Source organism: Enterococcus sp. AMC1251 (genome assembly GCF_058216535.1).
Map to the genome: position 1 here is coordinate 15,390 of NZ_CM177098.1, position 22,953 is coordinate 38,342.

A 22,953-nucleotide genomic window follows, 5' to 3' on the forward strand; every position below is an offset into this window, starting at 1 on the left:
GGTGAAAACATGAGTAGTTGGCTGCAAAAACAAGTAAATGAAAGACCTAATCATCCTGCTTTTTATTGGCAGGATGAAGCATGGTCATTTGCTGAGGTCGCTCAAGAAGTCAAACAATGGACAGCATTATTTTCATTAAAGATACCAAATAAAGAAAAACGAGTTGCTCTATTTAGCCGTAATTCAAAAGAAATGTATTTTTCGATCCTAGCTTTGTGGGAATTAGGTAAAGAACTCGTGTTATTAAATACACAGTTAAGCTTGCAGGAACTCCACTATCAATTGACCGATGCAAAGGTGAATCTGGTAGTGGTTTCTACTGAAAGTTTGCCTTTTTTTACTGAATTGGATCAAGTAACGCTTATTGAAATGATAAAGCAAGATGGAACTCAAGCAGTCTTAGAAACGGAAATAGATTCTATGTATCAACTTAATACCATAGCTTCAATCATGTACACATCAGGCACGACAGGAAAGCCCAAAGGTGTCGTGCAGTGTTTTAGTAATCATTTTGCTAGTGCATTGGCAACACAAGAAAATATGAATATTACAGCTGAAGATTATTGGCTTTGTCCAGTACCGTTATTTCATATTAGTGGCTTGTCGATCATCATTCGCCAATTAGTACTGGGCTGCAGTGTCCGTTTATATAGTAAATTTGATGCAAAAATAGTGACAAATGATCTAGCCGAAGGTCGGGGAACGGTGATTTCTGTTGTGGCTGTTATGTTGCAAGAATTACTGGAAAACTATCCTAAGGAGGGCTATAGCTCGAATTTCAAAGCGATGTTGCTTGGTGGTGGACCCATTTCTTCCAAAGCGTTGGAGAAATGTGAATACTACGGTATTCCTGTGATCCAATCATATGGGATGACCGAAACTTGCTCTCAAGTCGTGGCATTAAGCTTTGAAGATGCAGCGAATAAAATTGGTTCTGCTGGTAAACCATTGATGGGAATGGCTATCAAAATCGTTGATGCACAAGACAAACGAGTACTTCCAAATGAAGTTGGAGAGATTTTATTAAAAGGAAAGAATGTCGTTCATACGTATTTAAATGGCGAGCAATGGCAAACGGTAAAATGGACATCAGATGGCTGGTTTAAAACAGGGGATATGGGGTATCTAGATGAAGATGGATATCTGTATTTAGTCAGCCGTTTAAGTGAGTTGATCATTTCTGGCGGCGAAAATATTTATCCTACAGAAATCGAACACATATTACAAGAGTTTCCTGGGGTAAAAGAAGTTGCTGTAGTGGGTGAAGCCGATGCAAAATGGGGCGCTGTTCCAGTAGCTTACATTGTTGGAGACTCAACGATTACAATAGAAAAAATAAACGCTTTTGCCAAACATTACTTAGCAAAATATAAATTGCCTAAACGGATCTATTTGTGCCATTCATTACCTAAAACAGCTAGTGGAAAATTAGCGAAACACCGCTTAACAACAAGAGAAAGGGAGGCTTTTTTAAGCAAATGAGCATTCCTAAAGAATTAGAACAAGCTTATGAAAATGGCTACCGTCAATTTAGCTGGGTCAAAGAAATAAATGAAAATACAGATTCTTTGCGTACTTCTTTTGAGAAGGGGCAAAAAGTATTTAAAGGCGAACGATTTTATTGGCAAACACCTGACAAAAATTTTACGCTAGTCGGTTTCGGTAAAGAAAAAGAATTAGCGCATGATCAAGCGTCATTTGAACAAGTAGATACATTTATTTTAGATGAAAAAGATAAAATTTATCAAAACTGTTCTATTCCCGGAACAGGGGCTATTTTATTTGGAGGATTTGCTTTTGATAGCAGAAAATCTAAAGAAAATGACTGGGGAATTATGGAAGAAGGATTGTTTTATTTACCGACCTTTTTACTTACAGAAACCGCTGGAAAACAATATTTTACGCTGAATTTCAGTGCAGAAAATAAAGAAAGCCTAAAGCAAAAATTGTTGGAACTTACAACACAATTTGCAGAAGTAATGACTACTCAGTTGATAGAAAGGAAAGAGACTGCGCAAATAAAAGCCGAAGAAATCGCTGTGTCTGAGTGGATGAAGGTCGTTGATGAAACAGTAGCAGAACTAAGAGAAGCAGGACCTTTGGAGAAAGTCGTTTTGGCAAGACGGATGGAAGTGAGAAGTGATCGTCTATTTCAAGCAGATATCATTTTAAACAATCTTCAACAACAGCAAACCAATACGTACTTTTTTGTGTTTGAAGCAGAGGATCATGTCTTTATCGGTGCTACGCCAGAGCGCCTACTGAAAGCTTCTACAAAGACTTTTTCAACGGCAAGTATCGCGGGCTCTGTTTCACGTGGAACAACGGAGATAGAAGATGATGAGCTGGGTGACTATTTATTGAATGATATGAAGAATAAACAGGAGCACAAAATTGTTGTCGATAGAATCATCAAAGAATTAGAAAAAATGACAGGAACTTCTATAGTGGTTCAGAAACCAGAATTATTAAAGAATCGTGATATTCAGCATTTACATCTACCTATTGAAGGACAACGTCAAAACGATTATCGTTTCTTGAATGGAATCCAGCAACTACATCCAACACCAGCGTTAGGTGGAGAACCAAAGGAACTAGCGTTGACATGGCTTAAAAAGCATGAACAGTTAGATCGAGGATTATACGGTGCGCCAATCGGCTGGGTTGCTATCAAAGAAGATATAGGTGAATTTGCGGTGGGAATCCGTTCAGCCGTATTTTCTGATAAAGTGGGCTATCTATATGCTGGATGCGGTATCGTTAAAGACTCTCAAGCAGAGCAAGAAAGAATGGAGACAAAAATTAAATTTCAACCGATGTTAAGAGGAATAGGCGGGGACGATCATGACAAATCAAAGTGAAATGACAAATTATTTACAAACCTTTGTTGAAGGGATGATCAGCAGTGGCGTAGAGCAAGCTGTGATAAGTCCTGGTTCTCGTTCCACGCCATTAGCCTTATTGTTGCATCGACAAGAACCAATCGAGACATTTATTGAAGTAGATGAACGTTCGGCGGCTTTTTTTGCTTTAGGTTTAAGTAAAGCAAGCTGTAAGCCAGTCGTTTTATTATGTACATCAGGAACTGCCGCAGCGAATTACTATCCAGCAATTTGCGAAGCCAACGCTAGTCATATTCCATTGGTCATTTTGACAACCGATCGGCCTCATGAATTACGGCAAGTAGGTGCTCCCCAAGCGATGGATCAGTTTCATTTGTTTCAAGGTCACGTGAAGGAATTCATAGAGATGGCAATCCCAGAAGGAACGAAGACGATGCTGGATTATGCCTATTGGCAAGGAATGCGTGCTACAGATACGGCTTGCCAAATACCAAAAGGACCAGTTCATTTGAATTTTCCATTGCGGGAGCCGTTGTTACCTGATTTAAATCGATCATTAGTTATCGAAAGAACAACCGAAATCTTCGCAGGTAAAAAGCAATTGTCAGAAGAACAATTAATAAGGTGTGTGGACGCATGGCAAGGGAAAAAAGGTGTTTTAGTGGTTGGTGGAAGTCACACACCAAAAGAAGGCGAAGTATTTATTGAATTAGCAGAAAGATTAAATTGGCCGCTTCTCAGTGATCCCTTAGCAAATATCACTTCAAGCAGTGAAGAGAGTCCTTTAATCATGAGTTATGCCGACTTGTTTATCCAAGAAGTCGAAATGATCCAATCCCCTGAAGTGGTGGTTCGATTTGGGGTGTTGCCAATTTCAAAAAATACGATGTTCTGGCTGCAATCTCTTAATGAAAAAACAACTGTTTACTTTGTTGATGAAACGGGTGAGTGGCAGGATCAATTAAAACAAGCCCAAGTTGCTATTCAAGCAGAAGAACAAACTTTCGCTAAGGCAATTACGGATAAAATTAAAACAAGAACCTCAGATTCATGGCGCAATCAATGGATCGATTGGCAAGAAACAGCAGAACAACAATTAACGGAACTTAGCGAAATGAAGACACTAAATGAAACCTCTGCAAGTATTCTAGTGCATAAAAAAATGGCAAAAAATGGTCAATTGTTTGTTTCAAACAGCAACGCGATTCGTTTTTTAGACCGATTTTCAACGCCTAGAAATACTCATTATCAGGTATTTGGTAATCGAGGAATCAATGGAATTGACGGTATTGTCTCAACAGCTTTGGGAATGTGTGCGACAAGTCCAGATCGCCAAACTGTATTGTTGATCGGTGATTTGGCTATGTATCATGATATGAATGGATTATTGCTAGCTAAACGATATAATTTGCCATTAACAATTGTTTTATTAAACAATAATGGTGGTGGTATTTTTTCTTTTCTTTCACAACGTCAATTGAAAGTAGAAGATTTTGAACCGATATTTGGTACACCGATCGATTTAGATTTTTCTTTAGTTGCTCAATTATATGGCGCTGAATACGTAAAAGCGGAGAGTTTAGAGCACTTGGCTCTGTTGCTGGAAGCGGCACAAAAGCAACCAAAATTTCAATTGATAGAAGTGGTTGGTGATCGTCAGGAAAATGTATTATTGTATGAAAAAGTTATGGATGGATTGAAAAAAAAGTTAGGAAAAAATAAATGAAAACAAATATAAATGGTGTAACGTATTATTATGAGTGGTTGTCCGCCTATGAGTCACATCGTCCAACATTGGTTTGCTTTCATGGATTTACTGGAACGAGCCAAACGTTTGCTCCAGTTTTTCAAAAAGAAAGCGATAAAAACATTTTAGTGATTGATTTAATTGGCCATGGCCAAACAGACTGCTATGTTCACCCCTATCGTTATCAGCTGGCTTGCTTATGCCAGGATATTGCATTGTTGACCGAACGATTAGGGATCGTTGCGTTTTCTTTATTAGGCTATTCAATGGGCGCTAGAGTGGCTTTAGGCTTCACGTGCCTATTTCCTCAGAAGGTTCATCAACTGATCTTAGAGAGTGGTTCTCCTGGTTTACAGAGCATGTTGGAGCAAATGATGCGCAAACGTTCCGATGAACATCTAGCTGGGTTTATTATGAGTCATCCCATTGAAGCTTTTGTTGATAAATGGGAAAAACTGTCCCTGTTTGACAGTCAAAAGCGATTATCAACTAAAGTTCAGAGAACGCTTCGTCAAGAGCGGTTATCCCAACACGTTTTTGGGTTGGCCTGTAGTTTGTGGTATATGGGGACAGGGGTTCAGCCTGACTTTTGGCAAGAGCTGAACAAAATAAACGTGCCTACTCTGTTGGTAGTGGGGGAATTAGACCTTAAATTTCAACGTATCGCCCAAAGTATGCAGGAAAAACAACCAGAGATGTCGATTAAAGTTGTGAGTGATGCGGGTCATTGCGTTCATTTGGAAAAACCAGAGATATTTGAGGGAATTATTTATAGTTTTTTATCTAGCCATACAAATCAATCTTTATGAAAATAGATAAAATGTTAAAGTTGAATGGTTCCGCTACGCGTTTAAAAGGAGGAAACCACATTGAAAATTAAACGCATTGATCGCTATCGTGTTCGGCTGCCTTTACGGAATCCTTTTGAAACAAGTTATGGGCGCTTAACAGAGAAAGCATTTGATCTTTTATTAGTGACTGATGAATTAGGCAATCAGGGAATAGGTGAATTGGTTCCTTTTGAACAGCCAGATTACATAGAAGAAACGATCGATACTGCACGAATTATTATAGAAAAACATTTGATTCCTTTAATAAAAGATGCAGAAATCCATCATCCTAAAGAAGTATCACTCCTTTTCACGGAGGTTAAAGGGAACCAAATGGCAAAATCAAGCCTTGAGACAGCAATTTGGGATTTATATGCGAAACGTAACGGCAAAAGTCTAAAAGCATATTTCTCTGAAACCAGAACTCAAATTCCTGTTGGAGTCAGTGTTGGTATTCAGACCGATTTAGCCCAATTAAACAATCAAATCACCGAATATGTTGCTCATGGCTACCAAAGAGTCAAATTAAAAATTCGACCAGGTTATGATTTAAAACCAATCGAAATGATTCGAGAAAAATTTCCCAGCCTTTCTCTGATGGTAGATGCTAATTCAGCCTATACCATTAAAGATATATCGCACCTGAAACAATTAGATGCCTATGATCTTGCAATGATCGAACAACCATTTTCAGCGAATGACTTTTTAGACCATGCACAATTACAAAAAGAACTCAAGACAGATATTTGTTTGGATGAAAATATTCGAACACTTAAAGATTGTGCGTTAGCCTTTTCTTTGGGAAGCTGCCGAAGTATCAATCTAAAAATTCCTAGAGTAGGCGGAATTACAGAGGCTATGAAAATAGTCGATTTTTGTAAGGAAAAAGAGTTACTAGTTTGGCTGGGCGGCATGTTTGAATCTGGTGTGGGAAGAGCGCTGAATTTACAGTTTGCTTCTCAAAGAATCTTCACATTCCCTGGAGATATTTCGGCTTCGGATCGTTATTACTATGAAGATATTTTGACGGAACCTATTGAAATTCAAAATGGTGAAATTAGTGTGCCTGGTGGTTTGGGAATTGGTGTTTCTTTATCTTCAAAAACGTTATTAAAATATAGTGTTTATGACACAATATATACTAAATAAAAAAAAGAATCACAGGCTATTTTTTATCTTAGTCTGTGATTCTTTTTAGAATAACTGGTTATTTTTCTTTTAAAGCTTTTTCAATTTGTAATCGTTGCACTTTCATCGTAGCTGTACGAGGAATTTCGTCCCAATCCATAATGATAGGTTTATTTAGACGAGGCAAGTCAGCCACTTGTTCCCACCAAGCATCCCAATCCATGCCTTGTTTTGGATCAACTGCGAGAATTGGTTGAGGAGAATTATCTTTTGCTCTAACAATAATTACTTCTTGAAGGAAATCTAGAGCGTCTAGTAAATGATCCTCAATCGCCAAATTACTATCGATTTTTTCAATCAAATCAACCTGACGATCTTTCAGGAATAAATGACCATTTTCATCCATAAAACCATAATCACCGCTATCCCACCAAGGACCAAAGACCGTTGCTTGGAAACGTTCGTCTTCTTTATAATATGTTAAGGCACGTCCTTTAGATAAAAATTGGATATGTCCATCTGTCATAGCAGGTAAAACATTGCCCTCTTTATCTGCGATTCGTGCTTCAGTTAACCCTTCTAAACCAACTCCCATGTCACGAGCATCAGAAGTTTTTAGAGACTCTAAAGTATGAGCTTTTAAGATCATTGGACCACATTCACTTTGACCGTAGACTTGAAGAAAAATCGGATCGTTTTTCTCTGAAGCTTTTAAGAAACTGCCCATTGTTGCATTATTAATTGCATCAAATGTAGAATGGTAGTAACGAATGCTAGCGAAAGCTTCTGGCTGTCTTTTGGCTAAAGAGGTCCATTGAACAAAATTATTTGGATGTGTTTCAAGTGCAATTGGTTGGTAGTTTATAAGCATTTTTGAAACAGAATCACTATTTGAAATCGACAACGGCATCATTGGAAAACCCATCGCCATTAATGAAGAAATCCCAATATTAAAGCGAGAGTGAACGGGGGAAATATGGAATCCAACAAGTTTTTTCTCAGCAATCTTTGTAAAAATCGTTTTTTGCCATTTTGTACGCCAGCCCATTGAATTAGCGGAGTGGCAAATCAATTTAGGAATGCCCGTTGTACCAGAGGTATGTGTCATATAAGCAATCATATCTTTAGGTAATTCCACTTGTGGAACTTCTTTAGCGGAAGCTTCCAAAAGTTTTGCAACTGAAATTTGTTTTTCTGGAGAACTATTCTTTACTTTAGCTATTTTATCTGCAGTTTCATCATCGAATATGATAAATGGATTTTCCAAACGATCAACAAAAACTTCAATCGTTTCAGCCGGAAAATGGTAAGAAATCATTGCAGGAACAGCGCCTAAATATGAAGCAGCAACTGCCAACAAATACGTATCGAATTTTGAGCTTTTGAAAATAATGATTTTATCCTTTGCTTTAACACCCAAACTAGCCAGTTGATAAGCACGATTCAAAATTGCTTCATGACTTAATTGATAGGTATAATTCGTTCCAAGTTCAGGAAAAGCTGGTAAGGATTCATCATGAATGATGGTAGTTTCTGGGGTATTAAGCGCAGCCTCAAGATAATTCGTATATAAGTTGAGCGGTTTGTATTCTAACAATTGATTCAATGTAACAGCATCCTTTCAAACTACTTTAAAATATTTGTGCATTTTCGAGCAAGGATAGTATAACATGAAAAAGAAATAACCTAAATTATAAGGAGTAAAATGAAATACATTAATTTATGCGTATATTAAGAGTAAGACAGAAGAGAAAAATGATTGCTAAAAAAAATGATCAAAAATTGCTGAGAAGACTTGATTTTATCAGCTTTAAGCTGTATAATGAAACATTGTGAGTAGTCTATATATTTTAGATAACTCTCCTTGCTCTTAGCAACCTAAGAGCCTAAAGTCCATAGGGAGGTGAAAATCAATGAGTCAAGTTACGAATTATGAAGTTATGTATATTATTCGTCCGAACATTGATGAAGAAGCAAAAACTGCTTTAGTAGAACGTTTCGACACAATTTTGAAAGATAACGGAGCAGAAGTTATCGAATCAAAAGATTGGGAAAAACGCCGCTTAGCATATGAAATGAACGGATTCCGTGAAGGCATCTATCATATCGTTAAAGTATCTTCTCCATCAACTGCAGGAGCAATCAATGAATTTGATCGTCTTGCTAAAATCAATGACGATATTATCCGTCACATGATTATCAAGGAAGAAGCATAGCCAAATGTTTCACGTGAAACATTGGATTGACGAAAGGAGATGTTTAAATGATTAACAACGTTGTATTAGTCGGAAGACTAACGAAAGATCCCGATTTGCGATATACATCTAGTGGTTCGGCTGTTGCGACATTTACTCTAGCGGTAAATCGTAACTTTACGAATGCAAATGGAAATCGTGAAGCAGATTTTATTAACTGTGTGATTTGGCGTAAACCTGCTGAAACAATGGCAAACTATGCGCGCAAAGGAACCTTATTAGGTGTAACTGGTCGTATTCAAACTAGAAATTACGAAAATCAACAAGGTCAACGTGTCTATGTGACTGAAGTTGTATGTGAGAATTTCCAGTTGTTAGAGTCGCGTTCTGCATCAGAACAAAGACAGACAACAGAAGGATCAGATTCGGCACCAAGTTATAATGCTGGTGGCGGAAGTTTCCAACAACCACAGAATAATAATTTTTCTGGGCAAAACAATTTTAATCAATCATCCTCTCAGTCTAGCAATAACGGTATGCCTGATTTTGATAGAGATTCTGACCCGTTTAGTGGATCAGGTTCGACTATTGACATTTCAGATGATGATTTACCATTCTAAACGAATTTGATAGGAGGGAATAAGAATGGCACAACAAAGAAGAGGCGGACGTAAACGTCGTAAAGTCGATTATATCGCTGCTAACCATATTGAATATATTGATTATAAAGATATCGAATTACTAAAAAAATTCATTTCTGAACGTGGAAAAATTTTACCACGTCGTGTAACAGGTACTGGCGCTAAGAATCAACGTAAATTAACAATTGCAATCAAACGTGCACGTATCATGGGCTTATTACCATTTGTTGGTGAAGAGCAATAATATAGTATTTAAAAGGGGTTAAAGAATTCGATTCTTTGATCTCTTTTTTTATCTTAATCTTCGAAGTGTATCGGTTTAAACTGTCTGTTTTACTCATAATTAAGCAATATAATAGATTCTTCGAATGTTTCACGTGAAACATTTTGTGATTCGCAGAAATTCTTTTTTTATGCTAAAATAACCTTATCTGCAGAACAATGGAGGAGTCTTTATAATGAAAAAAAATGGAATGAAACGGATTTTAGGTTCTGTATTCGTTCTCTTTTTATTAGAAGTAATGCTATTTTTCTTCATATCTAATAAATTTATATTTATAGCTGGATTATTGATACTCAATCTTATATTGATAAATCGGATATTTTACCTGATTGAAAAAATTGAGATATCCAATACAGAGAAAATTAGAGAAGCAAGTACGATTGCAGAAAAGTCATTGGATTACGCTTTTAACGAAGTATCTGTTGGTATTATAAATTATGATCCTGATACAAAAGAAGCGAAGTGGTTAAATCCTTTCGCAGAAGAAATTTTTCATAAAGAAGGTCAAACATTTATTAATCCAGAATTAATACAAACTTATGTTACATTGGCTGAAAAAAGTAAAGATATATTTAAAATTGGTGATCATGTTTATCGCTTCAATGTTGATACAAAACAAAATACGATTACCTTTAAGGATATTACAAAAGAAAGTAATCTATACCATGAAAAAGTAGAGATGCAGACAGCAATCGGGATTGTTTCCGTTGACAATTATGATGATATCACAGATAGTATGGATGAAAAAGAAATATCTTACTTAAATAGTTTTATTACCACGATGGTTTCTGATTGGATGGCTGAATATCAAGTTTTTTATAAAAGATTGAACGCAGAACGTTATTTTTTCATCGCTCAGTTAGAAGATGTAAAAAAAATGATGGATTCTAAATTTCAAATTTTGGATAAAATTAGAAAAGAATCTAGTACAAGAGAGATAGCGATTACATTAAGTATGGGGATTTCTTATGGTGGAGAAACGTTGAGTCAGACTGGTAACATAGCACAAACAAACTTAGATACTGCATTAGTTAGAGGCGGAGATCAAGTCGTTGTAAAAGAAGCGAGAGACAATGCTAAGCCTATTTTTTATGGTGGTAGAACAGCCTCCGTAGCGAAGAGAACGCGCGTTCGTTCTCGAGCAATGAGTACAGCGATTCAAGGGATTTTTTCTGAGTCCTCAGATGTATATATCATGGGGCATCGATTTCCTGATATGGATGCGATTGGTTCGGCATTTGGTATGGCAAGATTAGCCAAATTTCATAACAAAGAAGCTTGGGTTGTGTTGGAGCAAAATGAAAGTATCCCAGATGTTGAAAGAGTGATGTCTGAACTAGCAAAATATCCGGAACTAGCAAAGCAAATTATTACGCCAAAAGAAGCGATGAGAAAGAAAACCGATAGTAGTTTATTGATAATGGTAGATTACCACAAACCTTCACTTTCGATCTCACAAGAATTATATGAACAATTTGATAAAGTCGTAATTATTGATCATCATCGTCGAGGGGATGAGTTTCCAGTTAAACCTTTACTTTCATATATTGAGTCATCCGCTTCATCTGCTTCTGAGTTGGTAACAGAATTGATCGAGTATCAAAGTAATGCTCAAAAAAAACTGGATAAATTTGAAGCAACCTTATTGCTTGCAGGAATTTTTGTTGATACAAAAAGTTTTAGTGTTCGAACTACAGCGCGTACATTCGATGTAGCTAGTTATTTAAGAACTTGTGGAGCTGCTTCATCTTTAGTACAATATCTATTGAGCTCGGATTTAACTAGTTATTTAGAAATGAACAGTTTGATTGCTCAAAGTGAGTATGTTACACCAGACACGGTCATCGTAACTGGCAATGAAGAGAAGGAGTATGATAGTGTGACTGCGGCTAAAACAGCAGATACCTTATTATCAATGGTTGGAATCAATGCGGCATTTGTCATAACAAAACGGACTGATAAGCAAATTGGTATCAGCGCACGAAGTGATGGATCCATAAACGTCCAACTCATTATGGAAAACTTGGGTGGAGGTGGTCATTTTACGAATGCTGCGGTACAATTATCTGATGTAACAGTCGCTGAGGTAAAAGAGCAGCTGCTAAAAGTGATTCATCAAAATATAGATGTGATGTACGATTCAGATTCATTAGGTTAGCTATTCGTGAAAAAGAAAATTTATTTATGGCTGAACTCTTTATTAGATTAGTATACAAGGAGGAATAATACGTATGAAAGTTATTTTTTTACAAGATGTTAAAGGGAAAGGGAAAAAAGGGGAAATAAAGGAAGTACCAAATGGATACGGACAAAACTTTCTAATCAAGAATGGATATGCCAAAGAAGCTAATAAAGGAAGTATCAGTGCTCTTGCTGGACAAAAAAAAGCTCAAGATAAGCATGAAGCTGAAATTTTGGCAGAAGCGAAAAAAATGCAAGAATTCTTAGAAAAAGAAGAGACTGTTGTAGAGCTTAAAGCGAAGGCTGGAGAGGATGGGCGTCTTTTTGGAGCTATTCCTTCAAAACAAATTGCAGAAGCCTTAAACAAGCAATATAAGGTCAAATTAGACAAACGTAAGCTAGAATTATCACAACCGATCCGCTCATTAGGTTTTACAAAAGTTCCAGCGAAATTGCATCATGAAGTAACTGCAACGATTAAAGTCCAGGTTCTAGAAGAATAAGTAGCCTAAAAACAGAGGATTTCCTCTGTTTTTTGCGCATCACAAGAAGGAATAACAAGATATTGCCATTGTACATTTCACTTGTTTCTTGTTAAAATAGAAAGAATGACAAGCGTAATTATGGTTATAGGAGAGAAAAAAATGAATAAAGTATGGCAAGATCGAGTACCACCCCAAAGTATGGAAGCAGAGCAGGCCGTTTTAGGGTCGGTTTTTTTAGATGCTGAGGTTATTATCGATGCTTTAGAATACATAGAGCCAAAAGATTTTTATCGCCGTAATCATCAATTGATTTTCCAGACTATGCTTACCTTGAATGATCGAAATGAAGCGATTGATGTGATTACGATCAAAGATCGTTTGGAGCAAGAGAATTTGCTAGAAGACGTTGGTGGTTTAAGCTATCTGTCTGATTTGGCCTTAGCTGTACCGACAGCGGCTAATATTGTTTATTATGCGAAAATCGTGGAGCAAAAATCATTACTCCGCAACTTGATTCAAACAGCTACAGAGATTGTTACAAAAGGATTTGAACAAGGCGAAGATGTTGAGACTATTCTTGATGATGCAGAACGCAGTATTTTAGAAGTTTCAGAAAAAAGAAACCGAAGTGGCTTCTTATCGATTGCAGATGTATTGAATACCTCGATCGCAAATATAGACCAACTTTACCAAAATGATGAAGAAATCACTGGCTTACCTACTGGTTATCCTGCTTTAGATAAAATGACAGCTGGACTACAAGCAGAAGAACTGATTATTTTGGCGGCTCGTCCAGCCGTAGGAAAAACAGCTTTTGCTTTAAATATAGCCCAAAATATTGGGACGAAAACAGATCGCTCTGTTGCTATATTCAGTTTGGAAATGGGTGCAGAATCATTAGTTAATCGGATGCTTTGTGCGGAAGGTTCGATTGAAGCAGGACATCTAAGGACAGGACAGTTGTCAGAAGAAGAGTGGCAAAATCTGATTATTGCGATGGGAAGTTTGTCCAGAGCTCAAATCTATATCGATGATACACCTGGTATTAAAATTACAGAAATTCGCGCAAAATGCCGAAAATTAGCACAAGAACGCGGCAATCTTGGGTTGATATTGATCGATTACTTGCAATTGATCGAAGGAACTGGTCGTGAGAGTCGTCAACAAGAAGTCTCTGAAATTTCTCGTCAATTGAAAAAGTTGGCGAAAGAATTAAAAGTTCCGGTTATTGCACTATCCCAGTTATCCCGTGGTGTAGAACAGCGTCAGGATAAACGTCCTGTACTAAGTGATATCCGTGAGTCTGGATCTATTGAGCAAGATGCGGATATCGTTGCGTTTCTTTATCGTGATGATTATTATGATCGTGGTGAAGAAGGCGAAGATGGTGCTCGTGAGGAGCCGGAAATCGACAACGTGATTGAAGTTATCATTGAGAAAAACCGTAGTGGTGCTCGTGGAACTGTGGAACTGTTGTTTATCAAAGAGTTTAATAAATTCGCTTCGCTATCAACAAGAGAAGAGTTTTAATTGTGAAAAAATAGCCCAAGTAAGTGTCAGATAAGAACTTACCTGGGCTATTTTTTTAGTTAAAATCCGCTTTTAGCAGAGAATACTTATTTAGGTCTCTAAATTCGCCATACATAAAAAGCTCGGATTTGTCCGTCCCAACAAAGGAGAAGCCACTTTTAACTGCAACCGCATTACTAGCTATATTTTCAGTGTCAGCTTTAATACTTAATTTATTTAGGTTCATGTTTTCAAACGCAATTGTACAGACGTTTTTAACTACTTTTGTCATAATGCCTTTATTGGTTTGGGACGAATGAAGCCAGTAACCAAGTTCAGCTTTTTTATTATTACTATCAATAAAATGTAAATCAATACAGCCGATTATTTTCTGATCAAAAGCAATTAAAAATAACCGATCAGTTCTATTGATATAGCCTTCTAATTTCATCTTGATATATTGCTCTTGCGATTCAAAAGATGTTGAAGAATCCACAAAATCAAGGAACCTCCTCAAATGATTCCGATCTGAATCAACAACTTCAAAAAGGTCGTGTGCCATCTCAAGTGTTGGCTGAACTAAAGATAAAGATTCGTCAATCTCTAAACAAAAAGAATGTCTCATATCCCGAATATACCTCCTATTAAGGTTCATAATGTATTGGTTAAAATTATAACAAAATGAAATTCTTTTGCAAAAGAATAAATAAATTTTCGTTTTTTTATCTGATGTAAAATGATTTCCAAAATAACGTTCGTGTTTTGCCCTTTTTTTTATTTTCAAAAAAAAAAATATTCGATTTTTTCTTGAACACGTTCTGCTTTCTTGGTACAATGAATCAGGACAAAATAATTTAGAACGAGGTGTTCGAATGTCATCAGTTGTAGTAGTCGGAACGCAGTGGGGCGATGAAGGAAAAGGAAAGATCACAGATTTTTTAAGTGAGAATGCTGAGGTCATCGCACGTTATCAAGGCGGAGATAATGCAGGTCATACCATTAAATTTGATGGTGTTACTTATAAACTACACTTGATTCCTTCAGGTATCTTTTACAAAGACAAGATCAGTGTGATCGGAAATGGTGTTGTAGTCAATCCGAAATCATTAGTAAAAGAACTGGCTTATTTAAAAGAGAATAATGTCACAACAGATAATTTGCGCATTTCAGATCGTGCCCATGTGATTTTACCGTACCATATCCAATTGGATCAATTGCAAGAAGATGCTAAAGGTGAAAACAAAATTGGTACAACAATTAAAGGGATTGGTCCTGCATACATGGATAAAGCAGCTCGTGTAGGGATTCGTGTAGCAGATTTACTAGATAAAGAGATTTTTGAAGAACGCTTGAAAATAAATCTAGAAGAAAAAAATCGTCAATTTGTCAAAATGTTCGATAGCGAACCAATTGCTTTTGAAGAGATTTTTGAAGAATATTATGAGTACGGACAACAAATCAAACAATACGTAACAGACACTTCGGTTATTTTGAATGACGCATTAGATGCTGGCAAACGAGTTCTATTTGAAGGTGCACAAGGCGTTATGCTAGATATCGATCAAGGAACTTATCCATTTGTTACATCGTCAAATCCAGTTGCTGGAGGCGTGACGATTGGAAGTGGTGTTGGTCCTTCTAAGATCAATAAAGTCGTAGGCGTTTGTAAAGCCTACACATCACGTGTTGGTGATGGCCCATTCCCTACAGAATTGTTTGACGAAACAGGAGAAACAATCCGCAGAGTTGGGAAAGAATACGGTACAACAACAGGTCGTCCACGTCGTGTGGGGTGGTTTGATACAGTTGTAATGCGTCATTCTAAACGTGTATCAGGAATCACAAATCTGTCATTGAATTCGATTGATGTTTTAAGTGGTTTAGACACGGTCAAAATCTGTACAGCTTATGAATTAGATGGTGAATTGATCTATCATTATCCAGCTAGCTTGAAAGAGTTGAGTCGCTGTGAACCTGTCTATGAAGAATTACCAGGTTGGTCAGAAGATATTACTGAATGTAAAACATTAGCTGATCTTCCAGCGAATGCAAGAAACTATGTCCACCGTATTTCTGAATTAGTTGGTGTACGCATTTCAACATTCTCAGTAGGTCCAGACCGTAATCAAACAAATGTATTAGAAAGTGTTTGGGCACAAATTTAAACGATAAGATAAGCGAGGGGCAAAGTAAAAATTGTCTCTCGCTTTTTGATTGTCTACTTATTTAATAATGCATGAGTATCAAGCGATTATGTGTTAAAATAGAAAAATAGTTAGGGAGGATTTATAATGATTTTTAAAATAATGACAGATTCATGTTGTGATTTACCATATACATATTTAAAAGCGAACGATGTCGATTTTATCAGTATGACGATTCAACTGAATGGAAAAGAATTGATTGACGATTTGGGTGAAACGTTTGACTATGACTGGTTTTTAGAAGAAATAAAAATAGGGGGCATGCCAACAACATCCCAAGTAAATGTTGGGAGATATATTGAATTTTTCAGATCCTATGTGGAAAAAAAGATCCCAATACTATATTTGGCGTTTTCTTCAGGATTAAGCGGCTCATATCAAAGTGCTATGCAGGCTGTTGACATCCTTAAAGAAGAATATAGAGATGCTGAAATTTATGTTCTTGATACAAAAGCGGCTAGTTTAGGTGAAGGCCTGCTAGTCAGTGAAGTTATTCAATTAAAAGAAGAGGGACATTCGTTAGAAGATATTCTGTTATGGTTATCAGAAAATAAAATGAAGGTCCATTCTTGGGTCACTGTAGACGATTTAAAACATTTAGAACGTGGTGGCAGAATTTCTAAAGCTGCCGCTGCAATCGGTGGATTGATGAACGTTAAACCAATTATTATAGTAGACCAACAAGGAAAACTACAAAATATTGGTAAAGTTCGTGGTCGTAACAAAGCCTTAAAAAAATTAGCTGATGAAACGGTCAAAGGAATAGTTGAACCACTAAAACAAACAATATTCATCGCATATGCTGGTGATTTAGAGAGTGCTGAGAAAGTCAAAGCATTGATTGAAGAAAAAATACAAGTCAAAGAGATTCGTTTACATCCACTAGGGCCAACGATTACTAGTCATACCGGAGATGGCTGTATTGCAGTATTTTCTAGAGGGAAAAAGAGATAAATAGATCATTGTATCTATAATTAAATAAAAAAAATCTTGTATATTTTAATTAAGTTTACTCAAGTGAGTTTCATTGGTATGAAAAAAACACATGAAAATAGAGAGCGTGCAAAACTAAATATCAGTTTTGTTTCGCTCTCTAAATATGAATAAACAGAGAGAAAAAGTAGTTAATCTGCTATATTTTGGAAAAAAGTAAACTTCTTTTGTCTCACCTTATTAAATTGTAAATAAACTCTTTTTTAATACTCACCAGAAAACAATTCATCCAATTGTTTTTGAACATCTTTATTTTCCAAGAATTCATCATACGTTGTATCCGCACGATCAACCACACCTTTGTCAGAAACAGCAATAATGCGATTTGCTAATGTTTGAATAAATTGATGGTCATGTGAGGCAAATAAAATTGCGCCAGTAAATGCCATTAGTCCATCATTCAAAGCGGTAATTGATTCTAAATCCAAGTGATTCGTTGGATCATCTAAAACAAGCACATTTGATTTAGATAACATTAATTTAGATAACATCACACGAACTTTTTCGCCCCCTGAAAGCACGTTAACTGATTTCAGTACGTCTTCACCAGAGAATAACATTCTTCCTAAGAAACCACGTAAAAATGTATTGTCATCTTCTTCTTTACTTGCAAATTGACGTAACCAATCTAAAATGGTCAAATCAGTGTCGAAATCTTTGCTATTATCTTTCGGTAAGTAAGCTTGAGTCGTTGTAACACCCCAACGTACGCTACCTGTATCAGGAGTAATTTCACCCATGATCACTTTGAATAAAGTGGTTGTAACGATATCATTATCTGCAATGAATGCTACTTTATCAACGTTATTTAAAGAGAAGGAGATATTGTCCAAAATTTTCTTGCCATCGATCGTTACAGAGACATTTTCCACATGTAGTAAATCATTTCCGATTTCTCTATCTGGCGTAAATCCTACGAATGGATAGCGACGTGAAGAAGGTTGAATATCATCTAATGTAATTTTATCCAACATTTTTTTACGAGAAGTTGCTTGTTTTGATTTCGATGCATTCGCACTAAAACGAGCAATGAAGTCTTGCAACTCTTTGATTTGTTCTTCTTTTTTAGCATTAGCATTGGATTGTAATTTAGCAGCTAATTGGCTTGATTCTAACCAGAAATCATAGTTACCAACATATAATTTGATCTTACCAAAATCAAGATCGGCCATGTGCGTACATACTTTGTTTAAGAAGTGACGGTCATGGGAAACGACGATAACAGTATTTTCAAAGTTGATTAAGAACTCTTCCAACCAGTTGATTGAACGAGTGTCCAAACCGTTGGTAGGCTCATCTAGAAGTAAAACATCAGGTTTACCGAATAGAGATTGAGCAAGCAACACTTTTACTTTTTGACCAGCAGTGAGTTCACTCATTTTTTGGTCATGTAGACTTTCAGGAATATTCAACCCTTGTAATAAAACCGCAGCTTCTGGCTCCGCTTCCCAACCGTTAAGCTCAGCGAATTCACCTTCAAGTTCAGCAGCTTTAATCCCATCTTCATCCGTGAAATCTTCCTTCATGTAAACCGCATCTTTTTCTTTCATTACTTCATATAACCGTTTGTGACCCATGATAACCGTTTCTAAAACAGTATTATCTTCAAAGTCAAAATGATTTTGTTTCAAGATAGCCAAACGTTCGTCAGGCCCTAAAGCAATATTCCCAGTCGTTGGTTGGATATCACCAGATAAAATCTTTAAGAATGTTGATTTACCAGCGCCATTCGCGCCAATCAAGCCATAACAGTTGCCAGGTGTGAATTTAATATTTACATCATCAAAAAGTTTGCGGTCTGAAAATAGCAAACTTACATCATTTACAGTAATCAATTGTTTTCCTCACTTCATATAGAATAGTTAAACCTCTCTGCATTATAGCGAGGAAAACCACATTTTTCAAGGAATTTCAGACTTTTTCAGAAATACCTTATGGATTTTACTAAAATAAGCTCACTTTTTATAGAAACAGTGTTTCATGTGAAACATTTTAATAAAAAGGTTATTAGTGTACTTTTAAAAAGATACACTGTATGATACACATAAAATTAGTGTATCTTTTATTAGTTCAGCTTTTAATTGAAAGGAGGAACAAAGATGAAGCGTATCGAACGAATCTATCTTTATGTAAAAGAACAAACTGGAAATCTGACACCAAGCGACGTTTCATTGGGCGGTGGTGTGACGACGGTTGATGTTTCAGAAGTCTTGAATATTCAAAGGTCAAATGCTAGCAAAGATTTGAATCAACTTGTTAGAGAAGGATTATTGGAAAAAACGGATGGGCGTCCAGTAAAATATGTAGACAAAGTCATTTTTAAATACCAGCCGTTGACGAAACCCGTAAAAAGTTATCGCGAACATAACCTCCGTGAAGACCGTAAATCATCGAGTACTCATTTACGTAAACCTGCTAAAAAATTTGCTGGAGAAGATATTTTTAAAGGAATGATCGGTTCGACTGGTAGCATGAGAACACCTGTTGAACAAGCAAAAGCGGCGATATTGTATCCACCAAAAGGCTTGAATTGTTTGATTACCGGACCAACAGGATCTGGAAAAACCTATTTTGCTCATGCGATGTTCCAATTTGCGTTGCTAAACCATGTAATTGATCCAGATAAAAAACTCGTTGTCTTTAATTGTGCTGATTATGCTCATAATCCTGAACTATTGATGTCTCATCTCTTCGGTTATGCTGAAGGAGCGTTTACTGGTGCAACAAAAGCAAAAGAAGGAATCATCCACGAAGCAGATGGGAGCATTTTATTTTTAGATGAGGTTCATCGTTTACCACCAGAAGGTCAGGAGATGGTTTTTTATTTTATGGATCATGGCACTTATTCAAGGTTAGGTGAAAGTATGAAAAAACGTCGTGCAGACGTGCGAATCATCTGTGCCACGACAGAAAATCCCACTTCCTCTTTATTAAATACATTTGTTAGAAGAATCCCTATCATTATTCAGTTGCCTAATTTTATTGATCGACCAGCAAAAGAGAAAATTGATCTGCTTAGAGTAATGATTTCAATGGAAGCTTCTCGTATTCAGAGAAAAATTTCTTTGTCAGAAGATGTAGTGAAAGCCTTGATTGGAAGTGTTTCATATGGAAATGTCGGTCAGTTGAAATCAAATGTTCAGTTAGTGACTGCCAGAGGTTTTCTAAATCATATTGACCGAGAGGAATTGACAATTACGATCGACGAATTGACTGATAGTATTAAAGAAGGCATGATGCAGTTGGCAAGCAATCGTGACGCATTAGCTGAACTATCTAAATACTTAGAACCGCAAATGATTGTGGCGCCAAATGAACCCTTAGTAACAATACAGTCAGATTCGTATGAACTGCCTTATAATTTATATGAAATCATTGGGGATAAAGCAGCCTTATTAAAAGCCGATGGGCTAGAACAAGAAGTAATCAATAACTTTATAACAACAGATATCAATGTTCATCTAAAATCCTTCTACAAAGATCATGGGTTTACTTTTGACACTGAAAACAAACTCGCAGAAATCGTAGATCAGCGTATTATCGATGTCACCAAAGAAATTTATAATTTTGCCAAACAAAAACTTAATTATAATTTTCAATCCAACTTTATTTACGCTATGAGTTTGCATATCAGCTCATTTTTAAAACGAATCCAAAACGGCGAAGAACATCAGCATCAATTAAATGAAAATATTAGAAATATGGTGTTGGATTACCCAGTAGAATTTGAGACAGCACAAGAAATCAAACGCATTATCGAAATCAATTACCAAATGAAGATTCCTGAATTTGAAACGTATTATTTAGCTGTGTTACTGATTTCACTAAGAGAAAATAAAGATGCAGGACGAATTGGGATTGTTGTTGCAGCACATGGGAAAAGCACGGCTACGAGTATGGTGCAAGTTGTCTCTCAGCTGTTGAATGTTGATAATCTAAGAGCGGTTGATATGCCGCTAGAGATGCAACCCAAAGAAGCGCTGCGTCAAATCGTCAATGCGGCGAAGGAAGTCAATGAAGATAGCGGTGTGATTCTTTTAGTAGATATGGGTTCTTTAGCTACTTTTTCAGATGAAATCACTCGGCAGACAGGAATCGATGTTCGAACGGTCGATATGGTCACAACGCCTATTGTTTTAGAAACAGCTAGAAAAACAGCATTGATTGATACTCAGCTGGATACGTTATATGATTCACTAAAAAACTTCCAAGGATATGCAGATATCCGTCAAACAAGAGAAATCGATCCTTTAGGCTCTTGGAAAAAACGGGTAATCATCGCAATCTGTGCTTCTGGCGAAGGGACAGCCAAACGGATGAAGGAAATGATTGAAGCGGCTGTTTCGCCACAATTAGGTTTAGAATTGGAAGTATTACCATTATCTATTATTGATATGAAAGAACAACTTGTCACAATCCAAGAAGAATATCGTGTAATCGCTACAACAGGTATCACTGATCCTAAAATTGCAGCACCATTTATTCCAATGGAGACCTTTTTCTCAGGTGAAGCCGAGTCTGTAATCAATCAGCTGTTGATAGACAGTGACATTTATGTAGAAACACAAGAAATGGATGAACCAGTAGCTAAAAAAATCTGTATTGATTATATGGAGGAAAGTTTTACATTTATCAATCCTAAAAAAGTAATCGATCCTCTATGGGAATTTGTAGATATTATCAGAACGAAGCTTGATTTACAACTTGATTATTCTTTTTATGTTAATTTAGTCATGCATCTTGCAGGGATGATGGAAAGAGTGTTACAGCACGATACATTGACATTGACTGAAGAAGAACTTAGACAGATCACAACTGAGCCTAGTTATGAGATCGTAATGGAAGCAACACGCTATCTAAAAAAGCTTTTCAACTTAACGTTGCCATTGGAAGAGGTCTATTATATTATTCAGCTGATTAAAAATACACAGTTGAATCAAGCACAAAATACAGAAGATACACTAGAGAAAATACACAAAGAAGATACACTGTTTTAGTGTATCTTCTTTGTGTATTTTCTTAAAAAAAGCCTTATTTTTTGCTTTATTTTAGCAATACACTAATTTTGGCACGAAACTTGCTTTAAATAAAGTCAGTGGACAAAATCTATCGATTGTTCAATTAATCCATTTGTAATGATTTGGTTGTTCTTGCTAGTCTTTATTTTGGCAATAATTAATGGGACATAGTATTTTAGTAATAAAGAATCAAGAATTTGCAGACTAGACCAACCAAGAAAAGGGGAACAATGTATGATGGATATTCGTTTAGTACGAATCGATGATCGTTTGATTCATGGACAAGTTGCGACTGTCTGGACTAAAAGTACTAATGTAAACCGGATATTAGTTATTAGCGATGCTGTTGCGCACGATACACTAAGAAAAGCATTACTTGTACAAGCAGCGCCGCCGGGTGTAAAAGTAAATGTCATTACCGTTGAAAAAATGATCGATATTTTTGCTGATGAACGTTTCGATCGATTAAAAGTAATGTTGTTGTTTACGAATCCAGAAGATGTAAAACGTGTGGTAGAAGGAAATGTAGTATTCAACTCAGTCAATATTGGCGGGATGAGTTTTACTAGTGGGAAGCGCATGATCACAAATGCTGTTGCTGTTAACGAAGAGGATATTGCAGCATTTAAGTACCTACATGACCGAGGTATTACATTAGAAATCCGGAAAGTGGTTGCAGATAACCAAGTAAATTTGATGGAACTGCTGAAAAAAGAACAGTTAGTGTGATTCTTTTTTCAGAGTCTATATAAATGTCATGACAGATAGACTTGACGTTAATTGCCGTATCTTATGCTTAAAAATTGAAAGGAGTGATCCAATCGATTAAAGTCGACGAATAAAGTAATTGCTAAGTGATAGATGGTCATTAAAAATTATCTAACAGATCGTAAAGA

The 22,953-nt window shown here is 36.4% G+C and carries 18 protein-coding genes; 15 read left to right on the forward strand and 3 right to left on the reverse strand.

Annotated elements, in window-relative coordinates:
- The first annotated feature begins 9 nt into the window (after positions 1-9).
- From AC4BBR_RS00075 to menC, 5 genes are read left to right on the forward strand one after another with little or no spacing between them, the layout of a single operon-like run.
- Positions 10-1,482, forward strand: a complete 1,473-nt coding sequence (locus tag AC4BBR_RS00075) for an o-succinylbenzoate--CoA ligase (protein ID WP_490460582.1) — start codon at positions 10-12, stop codon at positions 1,480-1,482.
- Positions 1,479-2,861 carry an isochorismate synthase gene (locus tag AC4BBR_RS00080; RefSeq protein WP_490460583.1) on the forward strand — a complete coding sequence of 461 codons (1,383 nt, stop codon included), beginning with the start codon at positions 1,479-1,481 and terminating at the stop codon, positions 2,859-2,861. Before AC4BBR_RS00075 ends, AC4BBR_RS00080 begins: the two co-directional genes overlap by 4 nt.
- Positions 2,845-4,569 carry a 2-succinyl-5-enolpyruvyl-6-hydroxy-3-cyclohexene-1-carboxylic-acid synthase gene (menD, locus tag AC4BBR_RS00085; RefSeq protein ID WP_490460584.1) on the forward strand — a complete coding sequence of 575 codons (1,725 nt, stop codon included), beginning with the start codon at positions 2,845-2,847 and terminating at the stop codon, positions 4,567-4,569. Before AC4BBR_RS00080 ends, menD begins: the two co-directional genes overlap by 17 nt.
- Positions 4,566-5,399, forward strand: coding sequence for a 2-succinyl-6-hydroxy-2,4-cyclohexadiene-1-carboxylate synthase (gene menH / locus AC4BBR_RS00090; protein WP_490460585.1), 834 nt, complete (start codon positions 4,566-4,568; stop codon positions 5,397-5,399). The genes menD and menH overlap by 4 nt, the downstream gene beginning before the upstream one ends.
- A 60-nt stretch (positions 5,400-5,459) precedes the next feature.
- Positions 5,460-6,569: an o-succinylbenzoate synthase gene (gene menC / locus AC4BBR_RS00095; RefSeq protein ID WP_490460586.1), complete on the forward strand. Its 1,110-nt coding sequence runs from the start codon at positions 5,460-5,462 to the stop codon at positions 6,567-6,569.
- A 58-nt stretch (positions 6,570-6,627) separates the two neighbouring features.
- Here the strand turns inward: menC and AC4BBR_RS00100 are convergent, their stop codons facing one another.
- On the reverse strand, positions 6,628-8,154 hold the full coding sequence (locus AC4BBR_RS00100) for an AMP-binding protein (protein WP_490460587.1): 1,527 nt from the start codon (positions 8,152-8,154) through the stop codon (positions 6,628-6,630).
- 307 nt (positions 8,155-8,461) lie between these two features.
- Between AC4BBR_RS00100 and rpsF the strand changes: the two genes are divergently transcribed.
- The 6 genes from rpsF (at position 8,462) to dnaB (ending at position 13,863) form a co-directional block, all read left to right on the forward strand.
- Entirely contained in the window at positions 8,462-8,764 is a 303-nt protein-coding gene (gene rpsF / locus AC4BBR_RS00105; RefSeq protein ID WP_010762119.1) for a 30S ribosomal protein S6, read from the forward strand.
- Between the two features lie 47 nt (positions 8,765-8,811).
- Complete coding sequence (gene ssb / locus AC4BBR_RS00110) at positions 8,812-9,363, forward strand: single-stranded DNA-binding protein (RefSeq protein ID WP_490460588.1); 552 nt, start codon at positions 8,812-8,814, stop codon at positions 9,361-9,363.
- 25 nt (positions 9,364-9,388) lie between these two features.
- Positions 9,389-9,628 carry a 30S ribosomal protein S18 gene (gene rpsR, locus AC4BBR_RS00115; RefSeq protein ID WP_010762117.1) on the forward strand — a complete coding sequence of 80 codons (240 nt, stop codon included), beginning with the start codon at positions 9,389-9,391 and terminating at the stop codon, positions 9,626-9,628.
- Between the two features lie 214 nt (positions 9,629-9,842).
- Positions 9,843-11,825 carry a DHH family phosphoesterase gene (locus tag AC4BBR_RS00120; RefSeq protein ID WP_490460589.1) on the forward strand — a complete coding sequence of 661 codons (1,983 nt, stop codon included), beginning with the start codon at positions 9,843-9,845 and terminating at the stop codon, positions 11,823-11,825.
- 73 nt (positions 11,826-11,898) lie between these two features.
- Complete coding sequence (gene rplI / locus AC4BBR_RS00125; protein ID WP_490460590.1) at positions 11,899-12,351, forward strand: 50S ribosomal protein L9; 453 nt, start codon at positions 11,899-11,901, stop codon at positions 12,349-12,351.
- Between the two features lie 141 nt (positions 12,352-12,492).
- Entirely contained in the window at positions 12,493-13,863 is a 1,371-nt protein-coding gene (gene dnaB / locus AC4BBR_RS00130) for a replicative DNA helicase (RefSeq protein ID WP_490460591.1), read from the forward strand.
- Between the two features lie 55 nt (positions 13,864-13,918).
- On the opposite strand, the gene AC4BBR_RS00135 is transcribed toward dnaB, so the two are convergent.
- Complete coding sequence (locus AC4BBR_RS00135; RefSeq protein WP_490460592.1) at positions 13,919-14,467, reverse strand: GNAT family N-acetyltransferase; 549 nt, start codon at positions 14,465-14,467, stop codon at positions 13,919-13,921.
- Positions 14,468-14,714: 247 nt separating this feature from the next.
- Here AC4BBR_RS00135 and AC4BBR_RS00140 point away from each other — a divergent pair, with 247 nt between their 5' ends.
- The gene (locus AC4BBR_RS00140) at positions 14,715-16,007 is read left to right on the forward strand and encodes an adenylosuccinate synthase (protein ID WP_490460593.1); all 1,293 of its coding nucleotides are present in this window, start codon (positions 14,715-14,717) and stop codon (positions 16,005-16,007) included.
- Positions 16,008-16,136: 129 nt separating this feature from the next.
- Positions 16,137-17,000 (forward strand): DegV family protein, encoded by an 864-nt coding sequence (locus AC4BBR_RS00145; RefSeq protein WP_490462144.1) that lies wholly within the window; start codon positions 16,137-16,139, stop codon positions 16,998-17,000.
- Between the two features lie 242 nt (positions 17,001-17,242).
- Here the strand turns inward: AC4BBR_RS00145 and AC4BBR_RS00150 are convergent, their stop codons facing one another.
- Positions 17,243-18,874, reverse strand: coding sequence for an ABC-F family ATP-binding cassette domain-containing protein (locus tag AC4BBR_RS00150; RefSeq protein WP_490460594.1), 1,632 nt, complete (start codon positions 18,872-18,874; stop codon positions 17,243-17,245).
- 264 nt (positions 18,875-19,138) lie between these two features.
- Between AC4BBR_RS00150 and AC4BBR_RS00155 the strand changes: the two genes are divergently transcribed.
- Both AC4BBR_RS00155 and AC4BBR_RS00160 read left to right on the forward strand, forming a co-directional pair.
- Entirely contained in the window at positions 19,139-22,036 is a 2,898-nt protein-coding gene (locus AC4BBR_RS00155) for a sigma-54-dependent transcriptional regulator (protein ID WP_490460595.1), read from the forward strand.
- 255 nt (positions 22,037-22,291) lie between these two features.
- Positions 22,292-22,786: a mannose/fructose/sorbose PTS transporter subunit IIB gene (locus AC4BBR_RS00160; RefSeq protein WP_490460596.1), complete on the forward strand. Its 495-nt coding sequence runs from the start codon at positions 22,292-22,294 to the stop codon at positions 22,784-22,786.
- Positions 22,787-22,953: the final 167 nt, after the last annotated feature.